We start from the raw sequence: 18,028 nt of genomic DNA on the forward strand, positions 1-18,028 counted from the left end.
TTTACTTTAAACGTGTGATGCCTATAGCTTGTTTCATACAGTCGGGCAAAGTGGCCAGCGATGGCTTTCCTTTAAAAATAGAAAAATTACCATCATAATCCCACAGCATGCCCGGCATCTGCAGCTGCTTAAGCGAAGTTCTCACTGCTTTTATATACCTGCAACGGCTATCTAAATCGGCGTACTTGTTATAAACGCCATACTCACTGCATAATACAGGAACGTAATATTTAGCCGACCAGTTTTTTACAATTTGCAACTTGTCTTTAACCGACTGCTCATTACCATCATTTTTGTACTGATTGTAATTGGTTTCCCCCCAGGTATTTTTTGCTTTCGGGTTAAGTGCTGGAAATTTTTCTACGTTATAGGGAAAAGGAACCCCAGTTGTAGACACTTGGTCGCCTACCCATGCCGCTCCCTGGTGGGTAAAGAAAAAAGGTTCGTAAAAATGATAAATGTAAATAATGTTCTCATCGGCCAGGCGTACAAAGCGGCTCAGCTCGTAAATACTGTTATAATTTGAGGCACCCACCAGTAGCGTTCGCTTTTTATCGACCTTGCGTATACTGCTTACCATATTAAAAGCTGCATCTTTCCAGCGCTGCGGATCCATGGGTGGTGGTTCGTTATATAGTTCAAAAAACAATCTATCCGCAGGCACCTTAGCATAGCGTCTGGCTAACAACTGCCAGGTCTTAATGGCCTTTTGCGTTGCTGTGGTGTAATTTGTATCGCTTATTGTACCATAGTGATAGTCGATAACCAGCTTCAAATTGTTCTTACTGCAGTAGCGCCATACCTCGTCAATACGCTTCAGCACATTAACTATAGGTATATTTTTAGCCTGATAATACTCGAACGCCACAGGCAATCTTACACTGCGAAAACCCAACTGCCTGAGCAATTTGAAATCAGCCGGCCCAACTCTGTTTTGTTGAATGGCCTTATCATCCCAGGTTTGCTCCAGCCATGATATGCTGATACCATTGTCGAGACTGGCGGCTCTTTTAAATGCAACGGCCCTGTCTTGTGCCAAGGTTGGTGTGCTTTTTGCAATCAGCACACAAACTATTACCACTGCCTTTCGTAAAAGTTTAAAATTGGGTACTTTTAAGCCAGTAATTTTGCGGTTATCGGTTTCTAACATCCAGTTGCTTATTTTATAGAAGGCGGTTTTTAACTCCTGATTAACTATTGCTAATACCCATAAATGATTGCCCAAATCAATAAAGAAGAGTTTGCGAAAGAAACCCGTAAAAAAGCGTGGTTCCTCACCAATAATATCATTTGGACCATAATATTCTTATATCCATTACTTGGTATTATTGATTTTATTTACTTCCCTAATTCGTGGTTTTCTATCCTTGTTACCCGTATTATCGTAGTAATAGCCATTTATGGTCTATATAACTATTTTCAGAGTAAAAAGTTGGACCACCGCCTGCTTCTTCACATTAGTTTCTTCTTGTTATCAGCATCTACAGCGGTGCTATGTTGCGTGGTAGATATCAATCACCTTACCATTTACTTCCTGATGTACTCGGTAATCATCCTGTTTCTTAACCTGCAGGTGTTTTGGGAGCCGGTAAATTCATTAATTCAAGCCCTTGTAGCGATAGTACTGCTAGCTTTATTATACAACATTTTAAGCAATTATAGTTTAGACCTCTTTATAGGTAACGGGGGCCAGTACTTCTTTATTATAGCGCTCATATCATGCCTTATACCTACCGCACGGTTTAAAGTTATACAGCGCGAGGTGGCTTCTCAATTACTTATTGAGCAATCAAACGAGCAGCTTAAATCGCAAAACCGCGATATCATGGAGAAGAACAGCATAATTGATATACAATACGATAAGCTACGCCGGTTAGACGAGCAAAAAAACAGCTTTATAAATATTGCCGGCCACGATTTGAAAAACCTTATCGGCTCTATAGTAATGAGTAACAATATGATACGCGAAGAAGAGTACCGCCTGAGCGATGATCAGAAAGAATTCTCTCATTATATAGCCGAGTCGGCCGAAAAGATGCAGTATTTGCTCAAAACGCTGATGGATGTAAAGGAAATTGAGTCGACAGAGATTAAGTTTAACTTAGAAACTTTTGATGGCAACACCGTAGTACAACAGGTATTTAAAGGCCTGGTTGATACGGCCGGCATGAAAAACGTTCACCTGATTGATAACATACTAAAGCTCCCGCTAAATGTGCGGCTTGATAAGGTATTTACCAGCCAGGTATTTCAAAACCTGTTATCAAACGCTATCAAATTTTCGCAAACCAACAATAACATACGCGTGGTGACCAGCCTGCAGAGGCAAAAATTTGTGTTTGAGATTATAGATGAAGGCATTGCCATAGGCCAGCAGGAATTAGATATAATGTTTAACCGCCTCAAAACGCTAAACGATGCATCGGGCTCGGCTGCAGAGAGCCGCCTGGGCCTGGGTTTATCTATTGCCAAGCTAATGACCATTGAAATGGGTGGCGAGCTTATATACCGGAGCGATGATAACGGTAATTATTTCAGAGTAGAATTTTTTGCCATTTAACTTAACTTAAGAACAATAACCTGCACTTAATATGAATAAATTTTTGACCCTATTAGTTTTACTAACAACCCTGTTTGCAAAGGTCACGGTTGGGCAAACCAACATATCTTTTAAAACTTTTGGCCATGATGATGAGGTAATTTATGGCATGAGCGGTGTAAGCTCATTCTATTTCCGTATGGACCCATTGGTTGAAATGAACAACAGTAAACTGGTGTTGTATTTTGAGCCGTCGCAAGCGTTGATTAAAGACCTTTCTTACATCAACATTATCATCGCAGATAAACCGGTGTTTAGCGGTCGTATGACCCGCGACTCGGTGCAGCGTTTAGTTATTCCTTTAAATCGCAGCTACCTGACCGATAAAGGTCAGTTCCTGAAAGTACAGGTAAAAACATTGCTTACCATTACTGATAACAAGTGTAAGGATCTTGACAACCCCGCTATGTGGATCAAGGTAAAAAGCTACTCTTTCTTGTCATTAACAAAAAGCACTAATCCTAACGTTGCTAACCATGTAAACATTAGCAATTCATTCGAGTCCAAAACGGCCATAGTTTATCCAAGCAACCCTAACTTAGCTGATTTAAAAGCTGTTGCCTGGGCATACAATAAAATAAAAAGATCACTGGCGGTAAGCGACCTGCGCGTGTATTCTGCAGACAAAATTCCTGATAGTATCAAAAACTACGTAATGGTTGGTACAATAGATAATTTGCCTGCCGATAAGCGTAATTTAATATCGGTTACTCCACAAGGCGGCCAGGGCTTAATATACCTCTATAAAGGCAGCAATAACGATTCAACAGCTAACCGCTACCGTTATATTTCGTCCATATCAGCAGCACGCCAGGCCTTCTCTACTAACGAGATCCTCTTTATTACCGGCGCTGATGAGGGCGGTTATGAAAAAGCAATTACAGCCCTGGGTAACTACAATATTTTAAACTCAGCCTTTGGTAATTACTTAGTAATTAACAATGCCGACAATGATAAAGCCAAGAACCTGAATCAGCAACGTACTAAGCTTACCTTTAGGGATGTTGGTGGTGTTTCCAACTTCATGTCGGGTATTGGTTCGTTAAGAAGCGTTTATAACTTTAAAAACAGCGACTTTAGCTTTACACCTAAAGAAGTAGAAATCCGATTTGTGGGTACCTACAGTGGCATGAGTGCTAACGACCGTGGTTTCTTTAACATATATCTCAATGGCATGCTCATCAGTAGCGAAAAGTTAAACGAATCGGGTAAGTTAAACAGTTCGGTTATTGTGAACCGTTATCAGCACCGCAAATACAATTCGTTAACTGCTGAGTTTCGTTTCTATCCGTCAACTGGTAACTGTCAAAACAGCTTCCTGAATTTCTTTGGTGAGATCGACGTTGATAAATCATACCTGGAATCGAGAAATCCGTTTGTTAACAATACACTTAGCTTTTACCAGTACCCTGAAGCATTTAACGAAGGTGAAACCCGTATAGTAGTAAGCAAAAGCTACGCTAAATATGCAGCAGGTGCGGTTGGCGAGGTTGTATACGAGCTTAATAACAACTTAAACAGTAATAACTTCCCTAAGTTCCTGTACTCTGATGAGGTTACTGACGGTGATTTAAAGAAATATAACGTTGTGGCATTGCTATCGAAAGATGACGGCCTAATGGACAAGTTCCCTGATGCACCTATTAAGTTTAACCACGCGTTTCGCCTGTACAGTAACGAGGATAACAAGATGGTGTATGCGTTATCTGACTCTGTTTCGAACGGTTTAGCGCAGATCTTCTATGGTCGTGGCAGCCACAATGCAATATTGGTAATGACCGCTACCGGTCAGGATCTGAACGGCGCATTCCTATCGGCCTCGAAGTCTATCACAGAGCAGTTATCAACGCTAAGCAGTAACGTAAGCGTAGCCGACGTAAATGGCAACAAATACCTGTTTAACATTGATAAAACCAATGATAACATTGAGTATACAGATGCAAAAAGCGGCCTGGCCCGTTTCTGGGAAAATTACAACCTGTACGTGCTGTTGGGCGTATTAGTATTAATACTGCTGGCATTCTTGTACGTACGTTCTAAAGTGCAAAAGTCACAAGATATCTTAGGCGAACAATAGTAAGCCTGTATTGCCAAACAATAGCAGAGAATGGATCCATTTTCTGCTATTGTTTATTTAAGAATTACTTACCCAATTTATAATATGCGTACTACCCAGGGTGAAGATTTGATGCAAAGTAGCTTTGACGGGGTTTACTCCGGCACGCGCAATTCGTCCATCTTTCAGATACTTGTTCAGGATAATTTCCTGAGCAATGAAGATTGCGACAAAATTGACGCCTACTCGGCCGAGATTGGTCAGTCGCCGGTTAAAATTGCCCTTAATTTTGGCTTTATATCACGTAAAAATTATGAACGCTCTTTAACTAATGCAGGTTATGTTTTTGAGCAGATCAGAGAAGAAGCGTTTGATGAAGCCGTTCTGGAGAAGATTGAGCTAAAGTTTGCAGATGAACACCTGGCTGTTCCGCTACGTATAGAGAACCACCGGGTGGTAACTATAATGGCCAACCCGGATGATCAGTTGTTTATTGATTTCATTAGGTTAACCTATGGCATGGAGCCCCTCATCATTGTGGCATCCGATCTGGATATCACCTGGTTGAGCCATAAGTTGCTTGGTCAGAAATATGTTAAGTCGGCCGTATTTGAGTTGCTAAACAGTGATAACGCCAGTTCGGCCTTAACTACCTTTACCTCCAAACAACTCATATTTATATTCAGTTTTATTGGCGTTATAGCTGCCGGTTTAATACTTAACTTTAAAGTCACCTCCATTATTATGAACGTGATTATGAGTACGTTTTTTTTATGTACCATAACGTTCAAGTTATTCCTTTCGCTGGTGGGTTCAAAGTTTGAGCTATACCAGGCGGTAACCAAAAGCGAGTTAAAAAGCCTAAATGATGATGATTTACCTGTATACACTATACAATTACCGGTTTATAAAGAGGATAAGCTGATTAAGAAACTAATTTGGAACCTGCAGAGTATCGATTACCCCCGCAACAAGCTTGATATTAAACTGCTGATTGAAGAAGACGACGATAAAACACTAAATGCTGTTCGCAACCTCGATTTCCCGGCAATATTTGAGGTAATTGTGGTTCCTTTTCACATGCCGAAAACCAAGCCGAAAGCTTGTAATTACGGCTTGCATTTTTCGAGGGGCACGTATCTTACCATTTACGACGCCGAAGACATTCCAGATACCGACCAGTTAAAAAAGGTGGTGGCGATGTTTAACAAGCTGCCAGAAGAGTTTATATGCGTACAATGTGCATTAAACTACTTTAACCGTAATGAGAATTTCCTGACACGTATGTTTACCCTCGAGTATTCTTACTGGTTCGACTATGTATTACCTGGTTTGGATACGCTGGATATCCCGATTCCGTTGGGTGGCACCAGCAACCACTTCAAATTAGCACAACTTGTTGATTTAGGTGCGTGGGACCCTTTTAACGTAACAGAGGATGCCGATTTGGGTGTAAGAGCTTACGCTAAAGGTCATAAAATTGCGGTAATTAATTCTACTACGTACGAGGAGGCCAACAATGATTTCTTTAACTGGATACGTCAGCGTTCACGCTGGATTAAAGGTTATATGCAAACGTACCTTGTGCACATGCGCGATCCTGCATTACTGATTCGTAAAATTGGATTTAAGGGCTTTTTAGGATTTAACTTCTTTGTGGGTGCAACGCCTATAATGTTCCTCATTAACCCTATACTGATTCTCATCTTCATTGCTTATGTAGTGTTTGACTTGGGCATCATACGCACCTTATTTCCTGACTGGGTTTTATTCATATCCATTTTTAACTTGATGGTTGGGAACATCCTGATGATTTATGTAAACATGATGGCCGTATTTAAGCGCCGCTATTACGAGCTGATTTTATTTGCTATTGCTAACCCCTTATATTGGTTAATGCATTCTGTATCGGCTTATAAGGGCTTGTATCAGCTTATCGTAAATCCATTCTACTGGGAAAAAACCAACCACGGTTTAAGTAAAACACATAACCAAAACAACGCAGCTAAGCAATGAAACGGTCAAAAGCCTTCTATTTAATTTTAATTACTCTTTTACTGGCTGTTTACTATATAATAATAGGTGTTTTCTTAAACAAGCTTGGCTATACCAATCATGAGTCATTGTTTTACATTGAGAAAGGAAAGATTGTTAGCCATGGCTTAGGTAATAAATTGCGGGTTATGGGTTTGACATCGCCCATACTTCCGTTTTATGGTTCTTATGTTTTTAGCTTTCTCGACTCGCTGCTGGCACCTATACTGGCGTCGGCAGTAGGTACCGCCGTATTATTCTACATTATGGCTACCTCGTTGATCAAACGCAACAAGGACAACTTTTACCTCCTGATACTGGTCATACTTTTTGCCTTACATCCTGGACTAATCTATACAGCCTGCTCAGGTAAAGGCACATACATGGTTCTTATTTTCTTCTTCCTGTTTTTCCTGAACATGTTGAGGTTTTATAATTCTAATACCACCTATCACATTTCGGTTGCCAGTATATTCTTTGTGTTATTGGTATTTAGCGACTATAAATGTATTTGGCTATCGTTATTCTTTATCCCTCTGGTGTTATCCATATCGCTGCATAGCCTAAACTTAAGTGAGAAAGAATCAGTATTCAGGCTACATATGAGTTTTAACAACCCATCATTGCGCCGTAAGCTTATCAATAAAACGTTCTCTATCTACAGCATTATATTCATTCTCCCAATCGCTTCCATAGCGATTTATAAAGTATTGAATCTTACCCACGCAGACGACTTAAACTACTTTCTAGATAGCCCATATGCAACCTGGAACATTATTGCCGAGAAGTTTGAGTACAGCTTAACCTCAACCAAATTTGACATACCGGAAATTTCGGTGCTGGTGTCTTTAAAGGCTATTATATTTTGCCCGATGATTGTATTAGCCATTTATCTTTTTAAGCAGAACACCTACCAGATACTTACCTTACTTACGCCTTTTGGCTTAATAGAATTTTTGAAAATTAAGTATGACCGGGTTAACCTGGTGTATGAATATTATTTGTTGTTCCTGGTTCTGGCACTGCTTTGTATCATTTTTCGGGCGCGCTTTGTTAAGAACCAGCGCATGCTCAAAGCCGCCCTGGCCATAGTTGTAGCGGTGCAGTTATATATTGGCTTTGTGTTTTTAAATAAGTCTTATATTCCTGAAGAGTACAATTTCGCCAATACATTATTTGATCGTACCACCAATAGAGTTGACGAGCAAAATCACGAATTAGCCAATTACATCAACACTATGAAAGAAGGAGAAGATCCAATTTTGGTAGATGATGCAGTTGCATATACCGTAGCCTGCTATGTAAAGAACATTAAACAACTTACAATGCCCTATCAGGATAATTACCTAAGGGCTGTAGAAGCACCGGAGAAATACAACGGCTACGTGTTAATAGCTAACGAAGCCAACCCTATGTTAGGATATACACAGCTGACTGACTTTTACTTGGATAACATTAAGCGGAAAAACCCACGCCTGTACGTCTATAAGATTTATGTGACTGATTATTGGACGTTATACCGCTTCCTGGATTAATAGGTCATTTGTACCCTTATTTAAAGCCTGGCTTAAGCCGGGCTTTCTTGTTTTAGATCGTTAAGTCGGCTCCTTATCGTGCAATACAACTCTGGACATCATAGTTGGTTAAGGCCGATACTTTAAATATTAGCGGCTCATACCTGTATAGTTATATATAGAAAGACCTCCCTAAAGCGCCGGCGCAACTCGTTCCCAAACAGCTGAATGTCATTGCGGTTATTAAGTATCTTTTCAACCTCATGCGAGGTTGAAAAGCAAATTGCCGATAATGGATTCAAGTACTAACAGACGAAATCAAAAACCCTTGTTTTGTAATTATCGTAGCAACGGTTCCTCTTTAACTGAAACTTAGTAAGTGTAATCCATGAGAATACATACATCTTTGAGTAAAGCATCAGCTTCCGTAACATTACAAACTAGGTTGCATTCCCCCTTTACAAGTCCCTAAGAAGGCATCATGAATACAAGGCATTATGAAGTTAGATGGAAGAACATAAAGAGCTAGAACTGACGGAAACGACAAGATTATAGCATTTCAATGCTCATAGGGTTGAACATGCTGCCTGGAAGGCTGGGAAGCTATGGTGTAAGCGGGGAATAAGTTGAGTGGAGGCTGTTTTGAAACAATCAGCGAGGCGTGTTAGGGGGGCTATAAAAGCAGAAAACCCCTGTAATGATTAGTTACAGGGGGTTAACTGAAAAGGTTTGGCGCCGACCTACTCTCCCACATTTTACTGCAGTACCATTGGCTCTGGCGGGCTTAACTTCTCTGTTCGGAATGGGAAGAGGTGGACACCGCCGATATAGGCACCTGAATATTTTTAATGTTTTTTAGCAGCCCTTTATTAAACGGACTACCTTAAACAATGACAATAATTGAAAGAAGTAATGTTAGTTCTGAGTAAACAACAGCACATGTTGTTTTTGATGGTGTGGTGTGACCGGAAAGATCACACCACTTATCTGTTGACGAAGAAAGCTTCGGGCAATTAGTATTACTCGGCTATGATGTCACCACCTTTACACCTGTAACCTATCAACGTAGTAGTCTACTACGACCCTCAATGGAAGTCTCATCTTGTGGCTAGTTTCGCACTTAGATGCTTTCAGCGCTTATCTATTCCCAACGTAGCTACTCTGCAGTACAGCTGGCGCCATAACAGATTCACTAGAGGTTAGTCCAACCCGGTCCTCTCGTACTAAGGTCAGCCCCACTCAAACTTCCAACGCCCACAACAGATAGGGACCGAACTGTCTCGCGACGTTCTGAACCCAGCTCGCGTGCCACTTTAATCGGCGAACAGCCGAACCCTTGGGACCTTCTCCAGCCCCAGGATGTGACGAGCCGACATCGAGGTGCCAAACCTCCCCGTCGATATGAGCTCTTGGGGGAGATCAGCCTGTTATCCCCAGCGTACCTTTTATCCTTTGAGCGATGGCCCTTCCATGCAGAACCACCGGATCACTATATCCGTCTTTCGACCCTGCTCGGCTTGTCTGCCTCACAGTCAAGCAAGCTTATGCTATTGCACTCCACGTACGGTTACCAAGCGTACTGAGCTTACCTTTGAAAGCCTCCGTTACCTTTTTGGAGGCGACCACCCCAGTCAAACTACCCGCCAAACAATGTCCTCTGCCGTGCAGAGTTAGACACCAAATACAGAAAGGGTGGTATTTCAACGTTGACTAACCGACTCCTAGCGAAGCCGGATCACAGTCTCCCACCTATCCTACACATCCTGTATCCGATATCAATGTTAAGTTGTAGTGAAGGTGCATGGGGTCTTTCCGTCCCGTTGCGGGTAACCGGCGTCTTCACCGATACCACAATTTCACCGAGCTCATGGCTGAGACAGCGCCCAGATCGTTACACCATTCGTGCAGGTCGGAACTTACCCGACAAGGAATTTCGCTACCTTAGGACCGTTATAGTTACGGCCGCCGTTTACCGGGGCTTCGATTCAATGCTTCGCCTTGCGACTAACATCCCCTCTTAACCTTCCGGCACCGGGCAGGTGTCAGGCCTTATACGTCATCTTTCGATTTTGCAAAGCCATGTGTTTTTGTTAAACAGTCGCCTGGGCCTTTTCACTGCGGCTGCCATTGCTGACAGCGCCCCTTCTCCCGAAGTTACAGGGCCATTTTGCCGAGTTCCTTAGCCATGAATCACTCGAGCACCTTAGGATTCTCTCCTCGACTACCTGTGTCGGTTTACGGTACGGGTTTTGATAACCTGAAGCTTAGCAGGTTTTCTTGGAAGTCTGATTACCATCACTATCACGCCACCCGAAGGCTTTGTGTACTATCAGCTTTCAGCAAACAATGCGTACTTTACTACATCGCCTATACCTACGGCCTTTAACGTTCTATTCCGTCAGAACGCGGATGTGTCACTACTCCGTCACTGCATCGCAGTTATCAAAAGTACTGGAATATTAACCAGTTGTCCATCGGAATCTCCACTCGGATTATCCTTAGGCCCCGACTAACCCTGATCCGATTAGCGTTGATCAGGAAACCTTAGTCTTTCGGTGGGCGGGTTTCTCTCCCGCCTTATCGTTACTTATGCCTACATTTGCTTTTCTATAACCTCCACATGCACTTGTCGTGTCATGCTTCGCCGGCGATAGAATGCTCCCCTACCAGTGTATATAAATATACAATCCATAGCTTCGGTATACTATTTAATGCCCGTTTATTATCCATGCCCGACCGCTCGACTAGTGAGCTGTTACGCACTCTTTAAATGAATGGCTGCTTCCAAGCCAACATCCTAGCTGTCTGTGCAGTCGGACCTCGTTAGTTCAACTTAATAGTAATTTGGGGACCTTAGCTGATGGTCTGGGTTCTTTCCCTCTCGGCCCTGGACCTTAGCACCCAGAGCCTCACTGCAGCGTATATTATTCAGCATTCGGAGTTTGTCTGGATTTGGTAGGATTTGACTCCCCCGCACCCAATCAGTAGCTCTACCTCTGTATAACTTTACCGCCACGCTGTTCCTAAAAACATTTCGGGGAGTACGAGCTATTTCCCAGTTTGATTAGCCTTTCACCCCTACCCACAAATCATCCGGAAACTTTTCAACGTTTATCGGTTCGGTCCTCCAGTACCTGTTACGGCACCTTCAACCTGTCCATGGGTAGATCACAAGGTTTCGCGTCTACCTCCTCTGACTGCACGCCCTATTCAGACTCGCTTTCGCTTCGGCTTCGTGTCTTAAACACTTAACCTTGCCAGAGAAGAGTAACTCGTAGGCTCATTATGCAAAAGGCACGCCGTCACAGAACAAGTCTGCTCCGACCGCTTGTAAGCACACGGTTTCAGGTTCTATTTCACTCCCCTGTTCGGGGTTCTTTTCACCTTTCCCTCACGGTACTGGTTCACTATCGGTCTCTCAGTAGTATTTAGCCTTACCGGATGGTGCCGGCAGATTCCTACAGGGCGTCTCCGACCCCGCAGTACTCAGGATTCTACTAGGTTATTATTCCTTACGCGTACGCAGCTCTCATGCTCTATGGCGGGCCTTCCCATGCCCTTCCGCTTCAGTTTAATATACCACATCGTAGTCCTACAACCCCCACTATGCCGTAACATGGTGGGTTTGGGCTGTTTCCCTTTCGCTCGCCACTACTCAGGAAATCACTATTGTTTTCTCTTCCTCTGCTTACTTAGATGTTTCAGTTCAGCAGGTTTGCGCATTATTGCAATCCATCTTCAATGGATTAGGTTTCCCCATTCGGAAATCTACGGATCAATTCATATTTGCTAATCCCCGTAGCTTATCGCAGCTTATCACGTCCTTCATCGCCTCTGAGAGCCAAGGCATCCCCCGTGTGCCCTTTCTTACTTTCTTCTACACATGCCGCTTTTGCTCGGCATGGTATGCTTTATTTAGAGTTGTTTTAGCAGTATCCGGTAGTTAGTATACAGTATCAAGACCCGAAAGCCTTTTTACTTTTTACCTTGTACTTTCTACTCTTACTCACAACGTCCTTCACTGTTGTTTTCTCAGTTTTACAATTACTTCTTCCAATATGTCAAAGAACTTTCGAATTAGATAGGCAGATGATTGCTCATTTGCTTATCACATCTGTGTGGAGAATAACGGATTCGAACCGTTGACCCCCTGCGTGCAAGGCAGGTGCTCTAGCCAGCTGAGCTAATTCCCCATAAAAGATTTCCCTTTGTAGTAGTCTCGAGCAGATTTGAACTGCTGACCCCTACATTATCAGTGTAGTGCTCTAACCAAACTGAGCTACGAGACTTTGTTTAATGGTTACAGCCACTCTATATATTACCTATATAGTACTGATATGGCTTTTCTTTTCTGGGTTTCTTCTTTTTTCTTCTAATCTTAAGAAATACATGTGCGTAGCAGGATTCTGTCTTTTTACTTACCTCTCTTTTTCGGCTCGTGTTACTTGGTACTGAATACTGCTCCAGAAAGGAGGTATTCCAGCCGCACCTTCCGGTACGGCTACCTTGTTACGACTTAGCCCCAGTTACCGGTTTTACCCTAGGACGCTCCTTGCGGTTACATACTTCAGGTACCCCCAGCTTCCATGGCTTGACGGGCGGTGTGTACAAGGCCCGGGAACGTATTCACCGCGTCATTGCTGATACGCGATTACTAGCGAATCCAACTTCACGGGGTCGAGTTGCAGACCCCGATCCGAACTGTGAATGGCTTTTAGAGATTGGCATCCTGTTGCCAGGTAGCAGCCCTCTGTACCATCCATTGTAGCACGTGTGTAGCCCCGGACGTAAGGGCCATGATGACTTGACGTCGTCCCCTCCTTCCTCTCTACTTGCGTAGGCAGTCTGTTTAGAGTCCCCACCTTAAATGCTGGCAACTAAACATAGGGGTTGCGCTCGTTGCGGGACTTAACCCAACACCTCACGGCACGAGCTGACGACAGCCATGCAGCACCTAGTTTCGTGTCCCGAAGGACTGATCCGTCTCTGGATCATTCACTAACTTTCAAGCCCGGGTAAGGTTCCTCGCGTATCATCGAATTAAACCACATGCTCCTCCGCTTGTGCGGGCCCCCGTCAATTCCTTTGAGTTTCACCCTTGCGGGCGTACTCCCCAGGTGGAATACTTAACGCTTTCGCTTAGACGCTGACCGTATATCGCCAACATCGAGTATTCATCGTTTAGGGCGTGGACTACCAGGGTATCTAATCCTGTTTGATCCCCACGCTTTCGTGCCTCAGTGTCAATCACACTTTAGTAAGCTGCCTTCGCAATCGGTGTTCTGTGACATATCTATGCATTTCACCGCTACTTGTCACATTCCGCCTACTTCAACTGTATTCAAGCCCATCAGTATCAAAGGCACTGCGATAGTTAAGCTACCGTCTTTCACCCCTGACTTAATAGGCCACCTACGCACCCTTTAAACCCAATAAATCCGGATAACGCTTGGATCCTCCGTATTACCGCGGCTGCTGGCACGGAGTTAGCCGATCCTTATTCTTACCGTACATTCAGCTCTCTTCACGAAGAAAGGTTTATTCCGGTACAAAAGCAGTTTACAACCCGTAGGGCCGTCTTCCTGCACGCGGCATGGCTGGTTCAGAGTTGCCTCCATTGACCAATATTCCTTACTGCTGCCTCCCGTAGGAGTCTGGTCCGTGTCTCAGTACCAGTGTGGGGGGTCATCCTCTCAGATCCCCTAGACATCGTCGCCTTGGTGGGCCGTTACCCCGCCAACTAGCTAATGTCCCGCATGCCCATCGTTGTCCTATAAATATTTGATCATTATGCAATGCTGCACTGTGATTTTATGCGGTGTTAATCTCTCTTTCGAGAGGCTATCCCCCTGACAACGGTAGGTTACATACGTGTTACGCACCCGTGCGCCACTCTCATGGGGAGCAAGCTCCCCAATCCCGTCCGACTTGCATGTATTAGGCCTGCCGCTAGCGTTCATCCTGAGCCAGGATCAAACTCTCCATTGTAAAATGTTTTGTTTGTATCCAGACCCTATTACTCAAAATAGAAATCTGATTATTTGTATATCTTTATACAGTATTCAGTGTAACTCCAATTTCGAAAGGTTTTCTTTTTTTTGATAGAGTCGATAACCTTAAGTTATCGCTCCCGCTACGCTACATGTTACTTCTTAAAAGAACTTTATCGCTTCCCCGTCACGGTTCCGCTTTTTATATCTGCTCATCCTAGCGATGAGTGATTTTGCTTTTTGTTTCCCCTCGCTTTCCGTCCGCTTTCGCTTTCGTTCCGTTTGGGAGTGCAAAGGTAACTAAGTTTTTGATTTCTCCAAAATTTATTTCTAAATTTTTTTGAGACTCCTTAAACCGCTTTTCGCCGTTTTTCTTATCCCTGTGCCGCTTTTCAATCTATTCCCGATCATTGCGATTGGGAGTGCAAAGGTAGAAATCTTTTTGACATCCCCAAAACTTTTTTTAAAGTTTTTTGTGATGCCCCGATTGGCTATCCGCCTCTCTCCTGATCTCCTGCTGACGCATCTTTCAATGCTTCAACAATCCCTTCCACCTTTTCAATGTACTTCCTTGCTCAATTGCAGGACATCAAAGATAAAGAGAATATTACTTTACTCACAAATTAATTTAAACAATTTTGATTGTCGCAATTTGAGCGTCGGCTTGTGCCTTAATCTTAACACTTTGTTAATATAACAGGGCCATTTATGGGCGCGTTAATAATGTGTACCTTTGAGGTGCATGGCAAACGACATAAATTTTCCCCAAAGCTTTATCAGTTCCTTACAGCAGGCGCCTGGCTTTAATGAAGAAACTTTCGTGCATACACATCAGGAGGCTAAGGCTCCCACGTCAGTACGTATCAATCCCAAAAAGAAGCTTGCTTTTGAACACGCACAGCCCGTGCCCTGGTGCACAGATGCTTTTTACCTCGATACACGTCCGTCATTTACGTTCGATCCTTTGTTTCACGCCGGGTGCTATTATGTACAGGAGGCATCTTCCATGTTCATAGACCACATTTTACGACATGTATATAACACAGAAGACGGAGCTGCGAAAGTACTTGACCTTTGTGCGGCTCCTGGTGGCAAAAGCACAGTAATCAGTTCGGTTATCAGTAGCGCCGATTTGCTGGTTTCAAACGAAATTATCAAGACACGTGTACCTGTTTTGACAGACAATTTAAACCGCTGGGGAGCATCCAATGTAGTGGTTACTAACAATGACCCTAAAGCTTTTGCCAAACTCAAAGGCTTTTTTGACCTCATTGTTGTTGACGCACCATGTTCAGGTTCGGGCATGTTTCGCAAAGATCCCTCGGCAATGGACGAATGGTCGGCCGATAATGTTAACCTGTGCCAGCAACGCCAGGAGCGTATACTGGCCGACGTTTATCCGGCATTAGCTGAAGATGGATACTTAATTTATTCCACATGCTCGTACTCTTATGAAGAAGATGAAGCTGTGCTTGACTGGCTGTGTGATGAATTTGAATTAGAAAGCGTACGCATTCCCGTACAAGCAGAATGGGGAATTGTAGAAAGCCAATCGGCCGGGCATAAAGCCTGGGGGTATCGCTTTTATCCGGATAAGGTTAAAGGTGAGGGTTTATTTGCCGCCTGTTTAATAAAACGCGAGAATACCGGTCAGTTGCCGGTTTACCGTAATAAAAACCAACCCAAGCCTAATTATAAGGAGATTGATTTATTGAAACCCTATATTAATCAACCATCCGGTCAATACTTTTTTAAGCTGAATGATGATTGGCTGGCTATTGCAAGGCCACTTCGTGAAAGTATGGAGATACTACAGCAATACTTATATATAAAGAAATCTGGAGTACGTTTAGGTAAATTGGCAGGTAAGGAGCTTATCCCCGACCATGAGTTGGCGTTAAGCCTGATGATTAACAAAGACGCGTTCCTGCAAACCGAACTTACCCATGAGCAAGCTATAGCCTACCTGCGTAAAGACAATATGGATAATTTAGGAATAACCGGTAAAGGCTGGAGCCTGATGACTTATCAGGGTTATGCTTTAGGATGGGCAAAACTGTTACCTAATAGGATTAATAATTATTACCCAAAAGAGATAAGGATTTTAACTTCGGAGCCAAGAGATAAGAACCAGGAGTCCCGATAAGACTGGCTATACATCAAAGCAAAGAACCAAGAGATAAGGCAACTTATGTATAAGCATACTTTGTAAAATCTTCTCTCTTGTTTCTAAGCTCCGGTTTTTTTAAATTAATATTCCCCTGTGCTCAGCATCACCAGCGTACAGGCCGACAAGGTTTCTATGCCCCGCTCACGGGCAAGCCGGCGTAGCTCCGGGTTTTCGGTGCCAGGGTTAAAAATGATGCGTTTAGGGTTAGTGGCTAGAATATAGTCGTATAAAGGAGGCTGATTATGCGGACCTACATATAAGGTAATAGTATCAATATCACTGTGTATCTCTTCGGCCTTTTCTATAGGCACGCCTGCTACTTCTCCTTTTTTAATACCTACATTAACTATGGGATGTCCGGTGCGCACCAAACGGTTGGCCGCCAGGTAAGCATATCGGCTACTATCGGGTGTGGCACCCAGTATCAGTGTTTTCTTCTCGCTAATTAACATGGTTCATACGGTTTAATAAAGCAATTTGGCCTGCATGGTAAATTTGATGCTGTATAAAGCCATATATCAGACCTTTGTAAGTGGTAACCGGTTCTCCCAAACCACGCTGATCGTTTATCAGTTCATCCCACTTATTATCGGGTAAAGCTTGCATGGCTTTAATCAGATTGCTGTTGGCCTCATCTAAATCAATAACCAGTTGCTGCCATTTTTGTTCAGACCCTTCGCCCGGCTCGGGCCAATCGCCACGGGCAGGGTCAGAAGCCTGGTTACCTTGCAGGCGGCTTATCACCTCTTCGGTCCAGCCAATCATGTGCAACATGATATGGGCTATGCTATGCACCGACCCCGGCAGTTTATCATAAGCGGCTATCCAATTACCCTGTGTTATAATGGTGCTAATGGGCGTACCATACCAGGGCCTCCCTACAAATATATTTTCTAACTCCTGCTGAAGCTTGTCGGCTGTTTTCATGCATTTATACATACAATTATAGTTCCATTCTTAACCTGTAACTTATCGTCATTAAGGCCATCTATAATACAGGTGCAAAATATCGTAATTATTTTCACTTATCCTTAAAATGTTATGAAGGTTCAACCGTCAGCACTTATATAAACAGAGCATACATTGATTACCGCGCAAATGCCTAACGATAAAACCACCTCAACCCTGCAAGCTATAAAAAGCTACGGTAAGGGGTTGTTGTCTTTTATCCGCAGGCGTGTAAAGAACGATGCTGACGCCGAAGACATACTGCAGGATGTTTGGTACCAGTTGAGCGCTGTAGTAAACACAGCACCTATTGAGCAAACCGGTGCGTGGCTTTATCGGGTAGCCCGAAATAAGATTACAGATAAATATCGTAAACACACCGAGTGGCTGCTTGATGATTTACTATTTGATAATGGGGATGACGATGATGACACCGTAGACTTTAGCGGGCTACTGCTCAATGAAACGGCTACGCCCGAAACAGAATTTATACGGAACCTTTTTTGGGAGGAACTTTTTGCCGCATTAAATGAGTTACCAATTGAGCAAAAGCAGGTTTTTGTTTGGCAGGAACTCGAAGGCCGGAGCTTTGATGATATAGCACAGCAAACAGGTGTAAATGTACAAACGCTGGTATCTAGAAAACGTTATGCCATACTACACCTGCGTAAGCGGCTTAAACAATTGTATAATGACATTAATAACTATTAATAATTA

Annotated in this window: 9 protein-coding genes, 2 tRNA genes and 3 rRNA genes; 6 read left to right on the forward strand and 8 right to left on the reverse strand. The window is 43.2% G+C overall.

The window, feature by feature from the left end:
- Position 1 precedes the first annotated feature (1 nt).
- Entirely contained in the window at positions 2–1,150 is a 1,149-nt protein-coding gene (locus ABDD94_RS20005) for a cellulase family glycosylhydrolase (protein ID WP_345953712.1), read from the reverse strand.
- Between the two features lie 63 nt (positions 1,151–1,213).
- Between ABDD94_RS20005 and ABDD94_RS20010 the strand changes: the two genes are divergently transcribed.
- Genes ABDD94_RS20010 through ABDD94_RS20025 form a run of 4 tightly spaced genes read left to right on the forward strand, consistent with a single transcriptional unit; the run spans position 1,214 to position 8,224 of the window.
- A complete protein-coding gene (locus tag ABDD94_RS20010) occupies positions 1,214–2,560 on the forward strand; it encodes a HAMP domain-containing sensor histidine kinase (protein WP_345950325.1) in 1,347 nt (448 codons plus the stop codon).
- Positions 2,561–2,591: 31 nt separating this feature from the next.
- On the forward strand, positions 2,592–4,676 hold the full coding sequence (locus tag ABDD94_RS20015; RefSeq protein WP_345950324.1) for a cellulose biosynthesis cyclic di-GMP-binding regulatory protein BcsB: 2,085 nt from the start codon (positions 2,592–2,594) through the stop codon (positions 4,674–4,676).
- 30 nt (positions 4,677–4,706) lie between these two features.
- Positions 4,707–6,671: a glycosyltransferase gene (locus ABDD94_RS20020; protein ID WP_345953713.1), complete on the forward strand. Its 1,965-nt coding sequence runs from the start codon at positions 4,707–4,709 to the stop codon at positions 6,669–6,671.
- Positions 6,668–8,224 carry a hypothetical protein gene (locus ABDD94_RS20025; RefSeq protein ID WP_345953714.1) on the forward strand — a complete coding sequence of 519 codons (1,557 nt, stop codon included), beginning with the start codon at positions 6,668–6,670 and terminating at the stop codon, positions 8,222–8,224. The genes ABDD94_RS20020 and ABDD94_RS20025 overlap by 4 nt, the downstream gene beginning before the upstream one ends.
- A 706-nt stretch (positions 8,225–8,930) precedes the next feature.
- Here ABDD94_RS20025 and rrf read toward each other — a convergent pair.
- The 5 genes from rrf to ABDD94_RS20050 form a co-directional block, all read right to left on the reverse strand.
- A 5S ribosomal RNA gene (gene rrf, locus ABDD94_RS20030) occupies positions 8,931–9,042 on the reverse strand.
- Positions 9,043–9,196: 154 nt separating this feature from the next.
- Positions 9,197–12,081: ribosomal RNA gene (locus ABDD94_RS20035) — 23S ribosomal RNA — on the reverse strand.
- A 241-nt stretch (positions 12,082–12,322) separates the two neighbouring features.
- A tRNA-Ala gene (locus tag ABDD94_RS20040) sits at positions 12,323–12,396 on the reverse strand.
- A gap of 21 nt (positions 12,397–12,417) precedes the next feature.
- Positions 12,418–12,492, reverse strand: a tRNA-Ile gene (locus tag ABDD94_RS20045).
- A gap of 178 nt (positions 12,493–12,670) precedes the next feature.
- Positions 12,671–14,191: ribosomal RNA gene (locus ABDD94_RS20050) — 16S ribosomal RNA — on the reverse strand.
- Together the 16S, 23S and 5S rRNA genes with 2 tRNA genes alongside form the textbook arrangement of a ribosomal RNA operon.
- 744 nt (positions 14,192–14,935) lie before the next feature.
- On the opposite strand from ABDD94_RS20050, the gene ABDD94_RS20055 reads away from it, so the two are divergent.
- On the forward strand, positions 14,936–16,339 hold the full coding sequence (locus ABDD94_RS20055) for an RNA methyltransferase (protein ID WP_345953715.1): 1,404 nt from the start codon (positions 14,936–14,938) through the stop codon (positions 16,337–16,339).
- A 104-nt stretch (positions 16,340–16,443) separates the two neighbouring features.
- Here ABDD94_RS20055 and ABDD94_RS20060 read toward each other — a convergent pair whose 3' ends face one another.
- Together ABDD94_RS20060 and ABDD94_RS20065 are read right to left on the reverse strand one after the other, a co-directional pair.
- Positions 16,444–16,815, reverse strand: coding sequence for a CoA-binding protein (locus ABDD94_RS20060; RefSeq protein ID WP_345950320.1), 372 nt, complete (start codon positions 16,813–16,815; stop codon positions 16,444–16,446).
- Positions 16,805–17,290, reverse strand: coding sequence for a DinB family protein (locus ABDD94_RS20065; RefSeq protein ID WP_345953716.1), 486 nt, complete (start codon positions 17,288–17,290; stop codon positions 16,805–16,807). The genes ABDD94_RS20060 and ABDD94_RS20065 overlap by 11 nt, the downstream gene beginning before the upstream one ends.
- A 171-nt stretch (positions 17,291–17,461) precedes the next feature.
- On the opposite strand from ABDD94_RS20065, the gene ABDD94_RS20070 reads away from it, so the two are divergent.
- A complete protein-coding gene (locus ABDD94_RS20070; protein ID WP_345953717.1) occupies positions 17,462–18,022 on the forward strand; it encodes a sigma-70 family RNA polymerase sigma factor in 561 nt (186 codons plus the stop codon).
- The last annotated feature ends 6 nt before the right edge of the window (positions 18,023–18,028 follow it).

It is taken from the genome of Mucilaginibacter sp. PAMB04168, assembly GCF_039634365.2.
Classification (GTDB): Bacteria; Bacteroidota; Bacteroidia; order Sphingobacteriales; family Sphingobacteriaceae; genus Mucilaginibacter.